Here is a 17,078-nt window from a genome sequence, read left to right as displayed (position 1 = left end):
CTCAGATGGCGCCGACGCCGCCGTCTATGGCCAGCGCATGGCCGGTCATGAAGGAGTTGGCCGGGTCGGCGGCGAACAGGATGGCGGCGGTGACTTCATCGACTTCCGCCACGCGTTTCATCGGCACACCGCGTGTCAGTTCGGCCAACGCCTCTGCCTCCTGCATAGCGGAGGCGCGCACGAAACTGTCCACCATTGCCGTCCTGGTGTGGGCCGGGCAGATGGCGTTGATGCGCACACCCTTGGTCGCATATTCGGCGGCCGCCGATTTGGTCAGCCCGACGACGCCATGCTTGGCGGCGGCATAGACCGAGAGTTTCGGCGCGCCGACCAGTCCGGCAACCGAGGCGATGTTGACGATGGCGCCGCCCCTGGCCGTCGCCTTGAACTGCCGCTCCATCTGCGGGATCTGGTGCTTCATGGCATAGAAGACGCCAAGCAGGTCGATCTCAAGCACGCGGCGGGCCTCGTCCGACGGAACCTGCGGCAGGCGCACGAAACTCTGGACGATGCCGGCATTGTTGACGGCGACATCCAGCCTGCCGAATCTTTCGACCGCAAGCCGGACCAGATCCTCGGACAGTTTTTCGTCGGCTACGTTGCCGGCCAGGATCGCCGTCTCTGTGGGCAAGGTTGCGGCGAGATCGGCGAGCGCCTTGTCGTCGATGTCCGACAGCACCAGCCGCGCGCCCTCGGTGGCAAAGCCTTTCGCGGCACCCTGGCCGAGGCCGCCGGCGGCACCTGTGATCAGCACCGTTGCTCCGTCAAAGCGGCCCATAATTGCTCCCCGTCATGTCTGCTTGTCGATCAGTCTGGCGGCGAGATGCGACAGCAGCTTCACGGCCTCGCCATAGGTCCTGGCCTTTTCGGGATTGGAGGCATTGCCGTCCAGCGCGCGCTTGTAGACACCCTGGCAGATCGCCGCTAACCGGAAGAAGGAGAAGGCGAGGAAGAAGGTCCAGTTGCCGATGCCGCCGAGCCCGCGCCGCCGGCAATAGGCAGCGATATAGTCTTCCTCGGAAGGCAGGCCGAGCGCGGCGCGGTCGACGCCGCCGAGGCCGCGAAAGCCGGAAGCATGCGGCAGGCGCCATTGCATGCATTGATAGGCGATGTCGGCGACGGGGTGGCCTGATGTCGACAGTTCCCAGTCGAGCACCGCGATGACCCTTGGCCGGTCCGGCGCGAAGATCAGATTGTCCAGCCGGTAGTCGCCATGCACCAGCGATACCAGGCCGTCATCCGCGGGCAGGTGCGTTTCCAGCCAGGCGATCAGTCGGTCCATGTCGGCGATTATGCCGGTTTCGGAGGCGCGGTACTGGCTGGTCCAGCGTGCCAGCTGCCGTTCGAAATAATTGCCCGGCCGGCCGAAATCGGAAAGACCCACCGCGTCGACATCGACATCGTGCAGGGCCGCGAGCGTGCCGTTCATGGCGTCGTAGATGGCGGCGCGTTCATCGTTGTCACGTGCCTCGGGCAATGCCGGATCCCAGAAGATACGGCCGTCGAGGAAATCCATGACATAGAACATGCGGCCGATGGGCGAGTCCTCGGCCGACAGATGCAGCATTTCGGGCACTGGCACGGAGGTGCCGGCAAGCGCCTTCATCACGCGGAATTCGCGGTCGACCTGATGCGCCGACTTCAGCAACTGCCCCGGCGGCTTGGCGCGCAGCACATAGCGGCCGCTGGCCGCCGTGATGAGATAGGTCGGGTTGGACTGGCCGGATTTGAATTTTTCGATTGAAGCAAGCCCGGAAAAGCCGGGGATTTCCGCCTCGAGGTAAGGCGCAAGCGCTGCCTGGTCGAGCGCGTTGGGGTCGTTCATGCGGTCTCGGGCTGGCGTTCGATCAGCGTCAGCGTCAGCCAGCGGGCGGTCAGAGCCGGTTTCTTCGAGCCCTCGATCTCGATCGTCACGTCGTGCGCCGTCTGCACCCAGCCCGAGGGTCTCACCTTGACATCGGCCAGCACGAAGCGGGTGCGGATGCGCGCGCCGGTCTTCACCGGCGCCAGGAAGCGCAGCGAATCGAAGCCGTGATTGACGCCCATCTTGCCGTTTTCCAGCGGCGGCATGGTCTCGAAGGTCATTGCCGACAGCAGCGACAGCGACAGGAAACCATGCGCGATGGTGCCGCCGAAGGGCGTCTCGCGCTTGGCCCGCTCGGGATCGCAATGGATGAACTGGTGATCGTCGGTGGCGTCGGCGAACTGGTCGATCATCCGCTGCGTCACCACCCGCCACGGCGAAACGCCAACCTCCTTGCCGACACTGGCCAGAAGCACATCGAGACTGATCGGTTCCACGCTCATGTCCTCCAGTTCACCTCCGGCTTCTATGGCCGGAAAATGTCATTCCTTGAACAAGGTCAATCCATGCTGCACCGACTGCCCGCCGTCGATCGGCAGGATGGCGCCGGTGACATAGCTGCCTGCACGGCTGCACAAATAGAGCGTTGCGCCGGCAATGTCATCCGGTGCGCCGATACGGCCGATCGGAACATGGCCGCCGACATGTTTGGCCTGCTCATCGGTACCGGTGGCAAAGGCCGTCATGCGGCTTTGGAAAGGGCCGGGGGCAAAGGCGTTGACGGTGATGCGGCAGGCGGCGAATTCGAGTGCGAGCGTACGCGTCAGATGATGCACCGCGGCTTTGGACGCCGTGTAGGAATAGGCGTCGTCGGCCAATGGCTGCGTGCCCATCACCGAACCCAGGTTGATCACCCGGGCCGGATCGGCGTCGCTGGCGGCGGCTTCGAGCAGCGGCAGCAATTCGCGGGTCAGGTGGAAGACGGCGGTGACATTGACGCCGAACACCTTGGCCCATGCCGAATAGGGAAAACTCTCCAGCGGCGCGCCCCAGGAAACGCCGGCATTGTTGATCAGGATATCGAGTTTTCCGGTCCGCGCCTTGACCTCGGCGACGAGCGCGGCGATGCCGGCCTCGCTGGAGACGTCGCCGGCAAAGCCCTCGGCCCGGCCAGGGGCGCCGAGCCCGTTCAACGCATTGGCGACCTGGATGCAATCCTCGCCCTTACGCGAAGCGATCATGACGCCGGCGCCGGCCTTGACCAGCGCTGTCGCCGCCATGCGGCCGATACCGGTCGCCGCGCCCGTCACCAGCGCGGTCTTGCCGGCCACCGAAAACAGCTCGTCGAGATAGGCCATTCCAGTCCTCCACGCTTTGCCCTGGGCAAAGAGTTCGCGTTGACAAGGCTATCCGAAGTACGGTCATCCTTGCCACGGGTAAATTGCCGGGCCTCTATGAAGGGTTAGCGACCGATGACGGAGATGAATCTCGGCATGACCGAGCGGCTGAAGCCGATCCACGCGCGCGTCGCGGCCATGGTGCGCGACGAGATCATGCCGCTCGACAAGGAATTCTTGGGCGAGGTGGGCAAGGCGGGCGACCGCTGGGTCTACAGCCCACGCCAGAGCGAAATCCTCGAAGGATTGAAGAAGACCGCCAGGGAGCGCGGTCTGTGGAATTTCTGGCTGACAGGCTCGGAACGAGGCTACGGCCTGTCCACCGTCGAATACGCTTATCTGGCGGAGGAGATGGGCAAGGCGCATCTCGGCGCCGAAACCTTCAATTGCTCGGCGCCGGACACCGGCAATATGGAGGTGCTGGAGCGCTACGGCTCGGCCGACCACAAGAAGGTGTGGCTCGAGCCGCTTTTGGATGGAAAAATCCGCTCGGCCTATCTGATGACCGAGCCTGATGTCGCCTCGTCCGACGCCACCAACATTTCGATGCGCTGCGAGAGGCAGGGCGACGATTATGTGCTCAACGGCGAGAAATGGTGGGCCTCGGGCGCCGGCGACCCGCGCTGCGCTATCTACATCGTCATGGTGCGGACCGGCGGCGACGACGAGCCTCAGCACCGCCGCCATTCGATGATCCTGGTGCCTTCCGACACAAAGGGCGCGACCAAGGTCCGCGCCATGCAGGTCTATGGCGACGACGACGCGCCGCATGGCCATATGCACCTGCGCTTCGACAATGTCAGGGTACCGGCAGCGAACCTGATCCTTGGCGAGGGCAGGGGGTTCGAGATCGCGCAAGGGCGGCTCGGTCCCGGCCGCATCCATCACTGCATGCGTGCCATAGGCCAGGCAGAGATGGCGCTGGAGATGCTGTGCCAGCGCTCCGTGCGCCGCGAGGCCTTCGGCCAGAAGCTGGCGAAACTCGGCGCTAATTTCGACATCATCGCCGAATGCCGCATGGAGATCGAGATGGCCCGGCTGCTCTGCCTCAAGGCGGCGTGGATGATCGACCAGGGCGATGCGCGCGCCGCTGCGCCCTGGATCAGCCAGATCAAGGTCATCGCGCCGCGCGTCGCGCTGAGGATCACCGACGAGGCGGTACAGATGTTCGGCGCGCAAGGCATCAGCCAGGACACGCCGCTGGCGCGGTCGTGGACGCATCTGAGGACATTGCGCCTTGCCGACGGCCCTGACGCCGTGCATCGCCGGCAGGTGGCGCGGTCGGAGCTGAAAAAGTACACGCAGGAGAAGCTGTGAGCAGCAGCCGCTAGACCATGAGTGTTCTGTCAACAACCAAGGAGTGTCGCCGATGACCATTCCCTCCGAAATGAACGCGTTGCTCCTGGTCGGCGACGGCTACACCAAGACGCCAAGCGGCAGTGCGCTCGAGGCGATGGAGCCCTATCTCGTGCCGGGCCGCATCGCGGTGCCGGTGCCCGGACCGAGCCAGGTGCTGATCAAGGTCAGCCTGGCCTCGATCAACCCCTCCGATGTCGCCTTCATCAAGGGTCAGTACGGCCAGCCGCGCGCCAAAGGCCGGCCGGCCGGCTTCGAGGGTGTCGGCACGATCGTCGCCGGCGGTGACGAGCCCTATGCCAAGAGCCTCGTCGGCAAGCGCGTCGCCTTCGCCACCGGCCTCAGCAATTGGGGCTCGTGGGCTGAATATGCCGTCGCCGAGGCGGCAGCCTGCATTCCGCTGCTCGATACGGTGCGCGACGAGGACGGCGCGGCGATGATCGTCAATCCGATTACCGCCATCGCCATGTTCGACATCGTCAAGCAGGACGGCGAAAAGGCCTTCGTCATGACCGCCGGCGCCAGTCAGCTTTGCAAGCTGATCATCGGCCTGGCCAAGGAGGAAGGGTACCGGCCTATCGTCACCGTGCGCCGCGATGAGCAGATCGCGCTGCTGAAGGAGATCGGCGCTGCCCATGTGCTCAACGAGAAGGCGCCGGATTTCGAGGTCACGCTGCGCGAGGTGATGAAGGCGGAGCAACCGCGCATCTTCCTCGATGCGGTCACCGGGCCGCTGGCCTCGGCCATTTTCAATGCGATGCCGAAACGGGCGCGCTGGATCATCTATGGCCGGCTCGACCCTGACGCCACCATCATCCGCGAGCCCGGCCAACTGATCTTCCAACACAAGCATATAGAGGGTTTCTGGCTGAGCGAATGGATGCGGCAATCTAGGGAGCGGCGCGGTCCGGCGATCCTTGAAGCGCAGAAGCGCTTTTCCGATGGGCGCTGGTCGACCGACGTGACGGCCGTCGTGCCGCTCGCCGAGGCGATCGCGCGGGTGCCGGCGGAACTGGCCAAGCCCAACGGCAAGGTTTTCATCCGGCCTTGATGCTATTCGAAGCCACGCCGGAAGCCCGAATACGAGGCTTTCGGCGCGTCTTTCCTGTTAGGACGCCCGCGCGTCCGGCCATCCGCAGCGGCCCGCCGAGATCACAATCGCGCTCTTCAGCCCCCTATGCCTCGCCGCTTTGTCCGTGATATGCCGCCGCCATCGAATGCCGGGACGGTGCTGGACTGAGCCTGTTCCGGGTGTTGTGGGGTGTCTTGATGACGATATCCAAGCCGGTTTTCGACCGTTTGGGATTTGGCCTGTGGATAGGGGCGTTCCTGATCGTCCTTGTCCTGGTCTTGTGGTCTCCCCACACGCGGACGGTCTGGCAAGCCTACATAGACGGCAGCGAGGCGTTGCTGGCCCGACAGCCGCTCTACAATATTCAGTCCGAGATGGGATATCTCTACGCGCCGGCCTTTGCGGCGCTCTACGTTCCGTTGGTGAAACTCGGTCCGCATCTGGGCGGCCTGGTATGGCATACTATCGGCTTCGCGGTGCTGACCTTTGCCGCGATACGGCAGGTGCGCAAGCTCGGCGGCGGGGAATTGCCGTGGCTGCTTTCCTTTGGGCTGTTCCTCGCCCTGCCGATGGCTTTGGCGGCGATCCGCAACGGCCAGGCGACGATCCTTTTGACTGGCGCCTGCTGGCTTCTCACCTTGTCGGCGCTCGAAGGACGGCGTGCCGAAACCTTCTTCTGGGCCTCGGTCGCCATCATCGCCAAGCCGACCGCGATCATCATGCTTTTGTTGGTCGGCGCCCTGCGCCTGCGGCTGATACCGGTGCTGGTGCTGGCGGTGCTGTTCGTGCTCGCCTTGCCCTATGCGTTCGCACCCGCTAGCTATCTCAACGACCAGTATCGTGTTTTTGGCGGGATGCTGACCTCGATGGCCGTCGACAACACCAGCCACTTTGTTCCCACCGATTTCACGGCCCCCTTCACCAAAATCGGGCTCCCCATGCCGGAATCCGGCGCAACCATCGTGCGCATGGTCATGGCCCTGTTCACGCTTTCATTCGTCATCTGGTTCGATCGCAAGCTTGAACGCGGGACGGCTGGTCTCGCCATCTTCCTGACGGCGACATTTTACATGTGCGTCTTCAACCCGCGCGTCGAGCCCAACACCTATGCCATGATCGCCGTGCCTGCCGGTCTCGCTATTGCCTTGTTGTGGCGCGAGGAACGAGGCGGTGTCCTGGCTTCGGTGCTGTCCGTGATGCTGTTCCTGACAGGATTGACCGGAGTCGAGCGTCATATCCAAGATTTAACGTACCCCTGGTTCCGGCCGATTGCGGTCACCGTTATCGCTGGCTTCCTGATCTGGTGGTTCTGGGCCAAGGCGGGAGGCAAGGTCATGAATGAAAGGCCTGTCGCAAATGGCTGAGTCGCGGCCCGTTCTCGATATTGTCGCGCCGTTCTTGAACGAGGCGCAGTCCGCATCGGCCTTTGCCGCATTGCTTGACAAGCTCGAAGCCGAGGTGTCGCAGCGCTTCGGCATGGAAGTCCACAAGATCCTCGTGGATGATGGCAGCAGCGACAATGGCGCCGAGCGGTTTTCACAGGCGCTGTCGGGTTCCTGGGAGATCGTGCGGCTCAGCCGCAATTTCGGCAAGGAGGTCGCAGTGCTCGCCGGTCTCGACCAGTCGCGCGGCGACATGGCGCTGGTCATGGACGCCGACCTCCAGCATTCCATGGACACCAGCCTGAAGATGATCGCCGAACTGGTGGAAAATCCCGATATCGATGTCGTCTACGCACAGAACGACCGCCGCGAAGCCAGTTGGCGGCGCAGCCAGCTGGCGAAGCTGTTCTACAGCCTGATCAACAGCAGCCAGCGGTTCGACATCCCAGAAAATGCCGGCGACTTCCGCGTCATGCGCGGCGCCGTGGTGCGCGCGCTGACCAGCCTGCGTGACAAAAGGCGCTTCAACAAGGGCCTGTTCGCCTGGGCCGGCTTCCGCCAGAAAGCCATAGCCTATTCACCGGAGAACCGTGTCACCGGCAAGTCGAAATGGAGCCGGCTCAACCTGATCGCGTTCTCGCTGGAAGGGTTTACGTCCTTCTCCGTCATCCCGCTGCGCATCATCAGCCTGAGCGGGATGCTGGCGGCGTTGGCGGGCATCTTCTACGGAGCCAAGGTGTTCTTCGAGGTGCTGTTCTACGGCATCGCCGTTCCCGGCTATCCCAGCCTCATGGTCGCCGTGGTCCTCCTCGGCGGCCTCAATCTCACCTTGCTTGGCCTGATCGGTGAATATGTCTGGGTCACGCTTTCGGAAAGCAAGGATCGGCCTGTGTATATCGTGCGCGACGTCGTGCGCGGCGTTTCGGACAGGCCGCCAGGCGCATCCGGCGCATGACGCGGCGCATTCGCCTGATCGCCGACGATTACGGCCTGGCGCCCGGGGTTTCCGCTGGAATTCTCGACTTGCTCGATCGCGGCCGCCTGACCGGCACAAGCTGCATGACCGGCTTTCCGGAATGGCCCGATGCGGCGGCGCGTATCAAGCCGCTATGCGGCCGCGCGGCGGTGGGGCTGCACCTGACCCTCACCGACCAGCCGGCCGTCACCGGCCGGTCGAGCCTGGCGCCGCAAGGCCGGCTGCCGCCGCTGCGTTCGCTGGCACTGCCGGTCCTGCGCGGCAGCATTGACGAGCGGGATGTCCGTGCCGAGCTCGACGCGCAGTACAGCCGCTTCGTCAAGGCGCTTGGCCGCCGACCTGACTTCATCGATGGGCACCAGCACGTGCATTTCCTGCCTGTCGTGCGCACATGGCTGCGGGCGCATTTTTCCGAAGCCGGCGGCCAGCCGGCGTTGCGTGGCGCTCCGGCGTTGGGCGATGCCGTCGTCGCGCCGAAGGTCGCGGCAATTGCCGCCGTGGCCGCCGGCTTCAACCGCTCTATGGCGCGCGTCGGCTTCACTCTTTTCGAGCCGCTCGCCGGCATCTATGACTGGCGGCAGCCCGAACGGTTCGCGCCGGTTCTGCAGGCCGCAGTCGAGACACTGCCGGAACGAGGCCTGTTCATGTGCCATCCCGGCCATGTCGACGACACGCTGCGGGCGCGCGACCCGATGCAAGGCGTGCGCGAGGTGGAATACGCGGTGCTGGCCTCCGACGCGTTTGGTGCAAGCCTCGCCCGCGCCGGCGTCGAGATCATGGACGGCAAGGGATGAGCGGCGCCGACCAGCCTCGCCGTTCGACCGGCAGCAAGATCGTGCGCTTCGCCATAGTCGGGCTGGCGAACACGGCCATCGACCTCGCTGGCTTTTTCCTGCTGCTCAAGCTGCATGTTGCGCCGCTGCCGGCCAACGTCATCTCATGGTCGATCGCCGTCATCTTCTCTTTCGTGGCGAATGGCTTCTGGTCGTTCGAGCGCAACCAGGCCATCCGGCTGCATGACGCCTTCCTGCGTTTCGTCTCGCTTGGGGCGTTGATTTCGCTCGGCGTCTCCAGCCTGTCGATCGCGCTGTTCGCCGGTGTTGCCGGCGTGTGGCCGGCGAAGATCGGCGGTGTCATCGTGGCGGCGGTGCTGAATTTCCTTGCCGCGCGCTGGTCGATCGAAGGCCGGTTGCTGAAATAGCAGCTACTGCGCCGGCTCCACACCGACATAGGCGGCTTCCTCGAGCTCACGCTTGAGGCGTGTTTCCTCATGGGTCTTCGGGGTGACGAAGCGGCCAAGCAGGAGATAGGCGACCGGCGTCAGGAACAGTGTCGAGACGGTGGCCAGCCCCAGTCCGCCGACGATGACCCAGCCGAGCGCCACGCGTGCCTCGGCTCCCGCGCCCGCCGCCAGCACTAGCGGCACGCCGCCAAGGATGGTGCAGATCATCGTCATCATCACCGGCCGCAGGCGGATGGTCGAGGCCTGCTCGATCGCCTCGCGCACGCCAAGCCCGCGATCGCGCAGCTGGTTGGCAAACTCGACGATCAGGATGCCGTTCTTGGCCATGACGCCGACCAGCAGCACCAGGCCGATCTGGCTGTAGGCATTGAGGCTGGTGCCTGACAGCAGCAAGGCAAAGATGGCGCAGGCCAGCCCGAGCGGCACCGTCGCCATGATGATGACGGCGCTGGCGAAGCTTTCGAACTGGGCGGCCAGCACCAGGAGGATGATGACCAGCGCGAAGCCGAAGATGGTGATCATGGCGCTGTTGGTTTCGCCCAGTGTCGCGGCTTCGGCCAGCGGCAGGATGCGGCTGCCCGGCGGCAGGAACGGCGTGGCGATCTCCTCGGCGCGGCTCAGCGCGTCGCCAAGCGCGAAATTGCCTGAGAGGTTGGAGGTGATGGCCACCGATGGCTGCTGCTGTTCGCGCGACAGCGACGGCGGCACGGCGCGTTCCGTGAGCGTGGCTATGGTCGACATCGGCACGAAGCGGCCGTCTCCCGTCTTCAGGAAGACGTTTTCCAGATCGGTCGGATCGTTGATCGGATTGGTGGTCGAGACCAGTTTCACGCCATAGCTGCGGTCGGCGATGTAGACGTCGACGACATCGTTGCCGTCGAGCATGGCCTGCATGGTGTTGGCGAGCCCCGTGATGTCGATGCCGAGGTCGGAGGCGCGCTCGCGGTCGATGGCGACGGCCAGCTGCGGCTGCGTCGGGTCGATCGACAGGCGCGGCGTCTGGAAGCGCGGGTCCTTCTGCATCTCGGCGATGATCTTCACCGCCGCGTCGCCGAGCGCCTTGCGGTCGTTGCCGACCAGCGCGAATTGCAGGCCGTTGCCGGCGCCACGGATGCCGAGGCTGTTGGGCTGCACCGGGAAGATGCGCACACTCGGCACCTGCTTGGTGAGCTGGCTGATCTCGGCCATGATCTCCTGCTGGCTGCGGCTGCGCTCGTTCCAGGGCGCCAGCGTCATCACCATGAAGCCGGAATTGTAGGAGCCGTTCTGGCCGGCATTCTCGAAGGTCGAGCGGATCTCGCCGGAATCGCGCATCGGCTGGATCAGCTTCTCGATCTTCTGCATCTGCTGCGTCGTATAGTCGAGGCTGACGCCTTGCGGCGCATTGATGCGCAACAGCACGGCCGCGCGGTCCTCGGTCGGCGTCAGTTCCTGGCGGATGGTGCCGAACAGGGTGAAGGCGGTGCCGGCAAACAGCACCGCGACCAGAACCACGATCCAGGGCGCATCGAGGCATGCGTGCAGGGCGCGCTTGTACGCGGTATTCAGGACGCCGCCGATACGGGCGCCGATGCCGTGGCCGCCCTCGTGGTGAAGCGAGGCGCCGGTCAGCATGCGCGAGGCGAGCATCGGGCATAGCGTAAGCGCCACCACGCAGGACAGCAGCACCGACATGGCAAGCACGAAGCCGAATTCGCGGAACAGGCCGCCGGTCTGGCCGGGCAGGAAGGAGATCGGCACGAAGACGGCGACCAGCGTCAGCGTCGTGGCGACGACGGCGAAGAACACTTCCTGCGCGCCGAGCACGGCGGCCGCACGCGGCCCCATGCCCTCGTTGCGCCGTCGCACGATGTTTTCAAGCACCACGATGGCGTCGTCGACGACAAGGCCCGTCGCCAGCACCATGGCAAGCAGCGTCAGGATGTTGACGGAGAAGCCGGCCAGATAGATGGCGGCGATGGTGCCGATCATGGCGACCGGCATCGACAGGCCCGGGATCAGCGTGGCGCGCCAGTCGAGCAGGAAGATGTAGATGACGATCAGCACCATGGTCACCGACAGGCCGAGCGCGATCTCGACCTCGTGGACCGCGCCCTTGACGAAGACGGCGTCGTCGCTGGTGATCTTGATCGCCATGCCCTTGGGCAGGTTTTCCTGCAGTTTGGCGACGGCGGCCTGAACGCCGGTCGAAATATCAAGCGTGTTGGATTCCGCCTGGCGGATGATGCCGATGCCGATGCCGGTCTTGCCATCGGAGCGCAGCGTGGTCTGGCCGACATCGGGACCGAGCGTGACGGTGGCGACGTCGCGTATGCGCGTCGTGCCGCCGATGATGATGTTTTCGAACTCCTCGGGCGTGGTCACGTCGGCCGTGGTGCGGACGATCAAGTCCTGGTTGGTCGTGGTGATCGACCCGGCAGGGGAATCGAAGGCGACCGAGGCCAGGGCTGTCCTGAGGTCGGCCACGGTGAAGCCGAGGCTGGCGAGCTTGTTCTGGTCGACGTCGATGCGGAAGATCTTGTCGCGGTCGCCATAGACCTGAACGTCGGCGACGCCGGGCACGGCTGCCAGTTCGTCCTCGATCTGGTCCTGCACCACCACGGTCATGTCCTGGACCGACATGTTGTCGGACGTCACAGCCAGCCGCATCACCGCATCGGAATTGGCATCGGCCTTGACGATGCGCGGCGGATCGGCGGTGTCCGGTATCTGGTTGGCGACGCGGCCGACGGCATCGCGCACGTCGGAGGCCGCGACGTTGAGGTCGACGCCGTCGTTGAACTCGATGGTGACGCGGCTCTGGCCGAAGGAGGAGGAAGACGAGATCGACTTGACGCCGGAGACGCGTGCCACCGCACCTTCGATCGTGTCGGTCAGCTCGCGGTCGACGGTTTCGGCCGCGGCGCCCTGGAACGTGGTGGAAACGGTGACCACGGCGCGGTCGACGTCCGGAAGTTCGCGGATCTCGACGCCGTAGAAGGCGGCGAGGCCGGCAACCGCGATGAGGACGTTGAGCACGAAGGCCATGACCGGCCTGCGGATGAACAGCGCGGTGAAGCCGGTATCGCTGGCGGCGTTGACGGATCCGGTCATGAGCCTTCGGCGGTGTTGGCGGCGCGCTGCTCCTGGCCGGCGATGCGGACCTCGCCGCCCTCGCTGACGCTCTGCGTGCCTTCGGTGACCACCATGTCGCCGCTGTCGATCTCGGCATCGATCAGCACGGTCTCGGTGTTGCGCTGGATGATGCGCACCGGCACGCGCTTGGCCTTGCCGTCCTCGATCTGCCAGACATAGGCGCCGTCCGAGCCCCACAGGATCGCCAGCGGGCTGACGGCGGGATAGGTCTCGCCGGGGAATTTCATGGTGATGGAGAACGACATGCCGGCGCGCAGCGAATCGGCGGGATTGGCGATCTTGGCCTTGACCAGCAGCGTGCGGCTCTTCTCGTCGATGTGATTGTCGATGGCCGACACCGTGCCGGTATATGAGCTGCTCGGATTGGCGATCGGCGTCGCCGTCAGTTGCGCGCCGACCTTGACGGCGGCGGCAAAGCGCTCGGGCACCTGGAAATCAACCAGGATCGAGGAGCGGTCATCGAGCGTGGCGATGGCCGACTGGTTTGTCACATAGTTGCCGGCGGAGATCGGCAGGATGCCGACAGTGCCTGATATCGGTGCCAGGATCGACCGGCGCTGCAGCGCAAGCTCGGCGTCCTGCAGCGCCAGCTTGGCGCCCGCCAGAACCACCTCTGCATCGGCCACCGCTACCGGCGTCGCGGCATTGGAGGCGCGCAGCGATTTGACGCGGTCGAGCTTGGACTGCGCATCCTGCAAAGCGAGCTTGGCCCGGTTCTGCGCGATGATTTCGGTCTCGGAATCGAGCGTCGCAATGATCTGTCCCTTGTCGATATGGCTGCCGGATTCGACCAGCAATTCGGCAAGGCGGCCGGAACTGTAGGGATTGACGGTCACGGAAGCGTTGGCGCGGCCAGTGCCGATCGCCTGGAGGCGGTCGTTGATGACAGCCGAGGCGGCCGGCGATGCAACGATGGTGGCAATCCGGGCGCCGTTGCGCGCCGCCTGACGGGAGCCAGCCGCCGCCGTGTCCTTGGCAAAAGGTGTGGCGCCATAGGCCCAGTCGATGCCCCAGCGCGCCAGCACTTGCGGAGCGCCAGGGTAGAAGCGCGCCCACGCCGCCGTGGCTGCGACCACGATCACAAACGCAAGGACAATCTGTTTCCAGCTCGGCATCGACACTCCAGCGGCAAGAATCGCCCGCCGGTTCCAGGTGGAAGCGGATGCAGCGACGATACGGGCTGGCGGCGAAAACCGGCCACGCCACATCCCGGTATCACCGGTTTATGGCAATTATCACGCAATCGTGCACATTAAATCTCGGTAACGTGAATTCGAGATGCCCGCCTGGCCCGGATGCGATTGGCTGGTGACCTTGCTAGCGCAGGCCTTCCATTTCACGGATGCGCCGGGCGCCGTCGGCCTCGAGCTGTCTGGTGACGGCGCCGATCAGCGTTTCGACGACGACGAAGAGCGCGGCCGAGGAATCCCACGCGGACGGCACCGCGGTTCGTCCGGCGATGACATGGCGGGCAAACCGGGCGATCGGCGAAAGCCACTGGTCGGTGAACAGCACGATCTGGACGCCGCGCTGATGCGCCTTCTCGGCGAAACGGACGAGGCTGTCCTGGTAGCGCCGGATATCGAAGATCACCAGTACGTCGCGCTTGCCCATGTCGATCAGCCGGTCGCGCCACATGCTCTCCTGGCCGGCGAGGTGAAAGACATCGGGCTGGATGACGGCAAGGTGGGCGGCCATGTAGCGCGCCAGCGGATCGGTGAAGCGGCCGCCGATGAGGAATGTCTTGCCACGCCGGTCGGCAAGCCGTGCCGCGATGTCCGTCAGCTGCTTGTCGGAGAGGTGGCGGAAGGTCTCGCGCATATTGTCGAGCGTCGCTTCCAGCATTGGCGAGACCGTGCCGCCGCCGGGCGAGGGCGGGTTGAGCGTTCGTACGGCCGGAGACTGCAGCTGCGCCGCCAATTCGTCCTGCAGGCTCGACTGGAACTCCGGATAGTTCTGGAAGCCGAGCCGGGCCACGAAGCGCAGGATCGTTGGCGAGGAGACCCCGGCCGCGGTCGAGAATTCGGCGACCGTCTTCAGGCCGATCATCGGATAGCTGGCGATCAGCGTCTGCGCCGCTCGCCGCTCGCCGGCCGGCATCGTGCCGATGCGGTCGGCGATCAGTTCGGCAATGCTGGAAATCATCTTTTCCCCCACCCCTTGGCTTGGCCCATGAGATCGCATTTGACAAAGCCGGGTAAACTGTATGAAATCATCCATAGGGACGCAATGAGGCAAAATACGTAACATACGATACAGCGCTCCCCGGGGACGGCAGACTATGGAGAAAGCACGGCCCGCCAGCCTTGCATCGTCCGATACCGTGAGGGTGACGAACCCGGGCGGATCGAGCCCTTTCGTGCTGACCTGCGACCACGCCTCCAATTTCCTGCCCGCCGAATTCGGCACGCTCGGCCTTGCCGCCGAAGACCTGTCCCGCCACATCGCCTGGGATCCAGGCGCGCTGCCGGTGGCAACGCGCATGGCGCAAGCGCTCGATGCGACGCTGGTCGAAACCCGCATTTCGCGCCTCGTCATCGACTGCAACCGGCCGCTCGACGCGCCGGACCTCGTGCCGCCGATCAGCGAGACGACATCCATACCGGGCAATGCCGGCCTGTCGGAAAAGCAGCGCGCGGAACGGATCGCCCTGTCATGGCAGCCGTTTCACGGCACCATCGAACGCATCGTCGAGGAACGGCTGGCGCGCGGCCAGGAGACCCGGCTGGTGTCCGTGCATTCTTTCACGCCGGTCTACAAGGGTCACGACCGGCCCTGGCATATCGGCATCATCCATGACGAGGATCGCCGGCTGGCGTCGCCGCTGATATCGGCGCTCAAGCGACTTGCCGGCATCACCGTCGGTGTCAACGAACCCTATTCGCCGGCCGATCGCGTCTATTTCACGCTGGAGCGGCATGCGCGCTCGCGCGGGTTGCCCTGCGCGATGATCGAAATCCGCAACGATGAAATCTCCGGTGAGACCGGGCAGCGGAAATGGGCGGATCTGCTCACAGGCATTTTTTCGGATCTGGAACCAGAGGAGGCCACGCGGCCCAGATCGCATTCAGTCAGAAAGTCAGTCCAATCGGCCAGCTGAGAAACAAACAGGGGACTTCCAATGGCAGCACCGGGTTATACAGACGTTGACAAGGCGGAGGACGTAAAGCACCTCCACAGCATGGGCTATGCCCAGGAACTGGAGCGGCGTCTCAGCCGCTTTTCGAATTTCGCGGTTTCCTTCTCGATCATCTGCATCCTGTCGGGCGGCATCAATTCGCTGGCGCAAGGCACGTCGGGCGCGGGCGGCATCGGCATCGGCATCGGCTGGCTGGTCGGCTGCTTCGTGTCACTGACCTTCGCTGTTGCCATGTCGCAGATCAGCTCGGCCTATCCGACGGCCGGCGGCCTCTATCACTGGGGTTCGATCCTCGGCAACCGCGGCACCGGCTGGGTGACGGCCTGGCTCAACCTGCTCGGCCTGATCACCGTGCTCGGCGCCATCAACGTCGGCACCTGGACGTTCTTCGTCGGCGCCTTCGGGCCGGCACTCGGCATCGAGGGCACGCTGACCAACCAGATGATCTTCCTGGTCGTGGTCACCGGCCTGCAGGCGCTGATCAATCATCTCGGCATCAAGCTGACGGCAAAGCTGACCGACTTCTCGGGTTATTTGATCTTCTTCGGCGCGATCCTGATCGCGGTGGTCTGCCTGATTTCGGCCGAACATTGGGATTTTAGCCGCCTGTTCACGTTCCACAACTACTCGGGTGACGCAGGCGGCGGTGTCTGGCCGTCGGTTTCGAATGCCTGGGTGTTCGCACTTGGCCTGTTGCTGCCGATCTATACGATCACCGGCTACGACGCTTCGGCACACACGTCCGAAGAAACCATCAAGGCGGCGTCTTCCGTGCCGCGCGCCATGGTGATGTCGGTCGTCTGGTCGGCGCTCTTCGGCTATCTGTTCCTGGTCGCTTTCGTGCTGATGATCCCGAACATGGACGACGCCGCCAAGCAGGGCTGGAACGTGTTCTTCTGGGCTTTCGACCAGCGCGTCAGCCCCGGCGTCAAGGAATTCGTCTATCTCGTCGTGTTCGTGTCGCAGTTGCTGTGCGGTCTGGCCACGGTGACGTCGGCATCGCGCATGATCTTCGCCTTCTCGCGTGACGGCGGCCTGCCCGGCTCGGCGGCACTCGCCAAGGTCAGCCCGACCTATCGCACGCCGGTGGCGGCGATCTGGACGGCGTCGATCCTGTCGGTGCTGTTCGTCTGGGGCTCGACGCTGGTTTCGGTCGCCGGTACCTCGGCCTACACCATCGTGGTGTCCTGCACCGTCATCTTCCTGTTCCTTTCCTTCACCGTGCCGATCGTGCTCGGCATGCTGGCCTGGGGCACGCCGAAGTGGGACAAGATGGGGCCGTGGAACATGGGGCGCGGCGTGTTCATGCTGTTTGCCTTCCTGTCGATCGTGTCGATGATCCTGATCTTCGTCATCGGTATCCAGCCGCCGAACGACTGGGCGCTCTACATCACCGTCGGCTTCTTCATCCTGACGGCGATCGTCTGGTTCGGCTTCGAGCGCAACCGCTTCCAGGGCCCGCCGCTCGGCGACATCATCGCGGCACGCCAGGCAGCGATCAAGGCAGCGGAACAGGCGGTCGGCGAAACCGGCCACTGACATCTCCCATCAAGGCCATGGCCGGCACGTGCCGG

General features: G+C 64.6%; 15 protein-coding genes. 8 read left to right on the top strand and 7 right to left on the bottom strand.

The window, feature by feature from the left end:
- Position 1: 1 nt before the first annotated feature.
- The 4 genes from AB4Z43_RS08210 to AB4Z43_RS08195 are packed head-to-tail and all read right to left on the bottom strand — an operon-like array spanning position 2 to position 3,162.
- On the bottom strand, positions 2–778 hold the full coding sequence (locus AB4Z43_RS08210) for an SDR family NAD(P)-dependent oxidoreductase (RefSeq protein WP_441936847.1): 777 nt from the start codon (positions 776–778) through the stop codon (positions 2–4).
- A 12-nt stretch (positions 779–790) separates the two neighbouring features.
- Positions 791–1,825: a phosphotransferase gene (locus AB4Z43_RS08205; RefSeq protein WP_441936845.1), complete on the bottom strand. Its 1,035-nt coding sequence runs from the start codon at positions 1,823–1,825 to the stop codon at positions 791–793.
- Positions 1,822–2,307, bottom strand: a complete 486-nt coding sequence (locus tag AB4Z43_RS08200) for a MaoC family dehydratase (protein WP_019861112.1) — start codon at positions 2,305–2,307, stop codon at positions 1,822–1,824. The genes AB4Z43_RS08205 and AB4Z43_RS08200 overlap by 4 nt, the downstream gene beginning before the upstream one ends.
- Before the next feature lie 39 nt (positions 2,308–2,346).
- Positions 2,347–3,162, bottom strand: a complete 816-nt coding sequence (locus AB4Z43_RS08195; RefSeq protein ID WP_441936843.1) for an SDR family oxidoreductase — start codon at positions 3,160–3,162, stop codon at positions 2,347–2,349.
- 114 nt (positions 3,163–3,276) lie between these two features.
- Here AB4Z43_RS08195 and AB4Z43_RS08190 point away from each other — a divergent pair, with 114 nt between their 5' ends.
- The 6 genes from AB4Z43_RS08190 (at position 3,277) to AB4Z43_RS08165 (ending at position 9,188) form a co-directional block, all read left to right on the top strand.
- The gene (locus AB4Z43_RS08190; protein ID WP_441936841.1) at positions 3,277–4,518 is read left to right on the top strand and encodes an acyl-CoA dehydrogenase family protein; all 1,242 of its coding nucleotides are present in this window, start codon (positions 3,277–3,279) and stop codon (positions 4,516–4,518) included.
- Positions 4,519–4,570: 52 nt separating this feature from the next.
- Positions 4,571–5,608, top strand: a complete 1,038-nt coding sequence (locus tag AB4Z43_RS08185; RefSeq protein WP_284277813.1) for a zinc-binding dehydrogenase — start codon at positions 4,571–4,573, stop codon at positions 5,606–5,608.
- A gap of 218 nt (positions 5,609–5,826) precedes the next feature.
- Positions 5,827–6,993: a glycosyltransferase family 87 protein gene (locus AB4Z43_RS08180; protein WP_202361690.1), complete on the top strand. Its 1,167-nt coding sequence runs from the start codon at positions 5,827–5,829 to the stop codon at positions 6,991–6,993.
- A complete protein-coding gene (locus AB4Z43_RS08175) occupies positions 6,986–7,966 on the top strand; it encodes a glycosyltransferase family 2 protein (RefSeq protein WP_064980832.1) in 981 nt (326 codons plus the stop codon). The genes AB4Z43_RS08180 and AB4Z43_RS08175 overlap by 8 nt, the downstream gene beginning before the upstream one ends.
- Entirely contained in the window at positions 7,963–8,781 is an 819-nt protein-coding gene (locus AB4Z43_RS08170; protein WP_441936838.1) for a ChbG/HpnK family deacetylase, read from the top strand. Before AB4Z43_RS08175 ends, AB4Z43_RS08170 begins: the two co-directional genes overlap by 4 nt.
- Positions 8,778–9,188: a GtrA family protein gene (locus AB4Z43_RS08165; RefSeq protein WP_019861103.1), complete on the top strand. Its 411-nt coding sequence runs from the start codon at positions 8,778–8,780 to the stop codon at positions 9,186–9,188. The genes AB4Z43_RS08170 and AB4Z43_RS08165 overlap by 4 nt, the downstream gene beginning before the upstream one ends.
- A 3-nt stretch (positions 9,189–9,191) precedes the next feature.
- On the opposite strand, the gene AB4Z43_RS08160 is transcribed toward AB4Z43_RS08165, so the two are convergent.
- From AB4Z43_RS08160 to AB4Z43_RS08150, 3 genes are all read right to left on the bottom strand, one after another.
- On the bottom strand, positions 9,192–12,323 hold the full coding sequence (locus tag AB4Z43_RS08160) for an efflux RND transporter permease subunit (RefSeq protein WP_441936836.1): 3,132 nt from the start codon (positions 12,321–12,323) through the stop codon (positions 9,192–9,194).
- A complete protein-coding gene (locus AB4Z43_RS08155; protein ID WP_441936835.1) occupies positions 12,320–13,480 on the bottom strand; it encodes an efflux RND transporter periplasmic adaptor subunit in 1,161 nt (386 codons plus the stop codon). The genes AB4Z43_RS08160 and AB4Z43_RS08155 overlap by 4 nt, the downstream gene beginning before the upstream one ends.
- 202 nt (positions 13,481–13,682) lie before the next feature.
- Positions 13,683–14,510: a MurR/RpiR family transcriptional regulator gene (locus tag AB4Z43_RS08150; protein WP_441936833.1), complete on the bottom strand. Its 828-nt coding sequence runs from the start codon at positions 14,508–14,510 to the stop codon at positions 13,683–13,685.
- A gap of 136 nt (positions 14,511–14,646) precedes the next feature.
- On the opposite strand from AB4Z43_RS08150, the gene AB4Z43_RS08145 reads away from it, so the two are divergent.
- Together AB4Z43_RS08145 and AB4Z43_RS08140 are read left to right on the top strand one after the other, a co-directional pair.
- On the top strand, positions 14,647–15,465 hold the full coding sequence (locus tag AB4Z43_RS08145) for an N-formylglutamate amidohydrolase (RefSeq protein WP_038649489.1): 819 nt from the start codon (positions 14,647–14,649) through the stop codon (positions 15,463–15,465).
- 21 nt (positions 15,466–15,486) lie between these two features.
- Positions 15,487–17,043, top strand: a complete 1,557-nt coding sequence (locus AB4Z43_RS08140; RefSeq protein WP_019861096.1) for an amino acid permease — start codon at positions 15,487–15,489, stop codon at positions 17,041–17,043.
- Positions 17,044–17,078 lie beyond the last annotated feature (35 nt).

The sequence above is a fragment of the Mesorhizobium sp. 2RAF45 genome (genome assembly GCF_052115225.1).
In the GTDB taxonomy this organism is placed as follows: Bacteria; Pseudomonadota; Alphaproteobacteria; order Rhizobiales; family Rhizobiaceae; genus Mesorhizobium; species Mesorhizobium jarvisii.
This window is presented reverse-complemented; position numbering and strand designations above follow the sequence as displayed.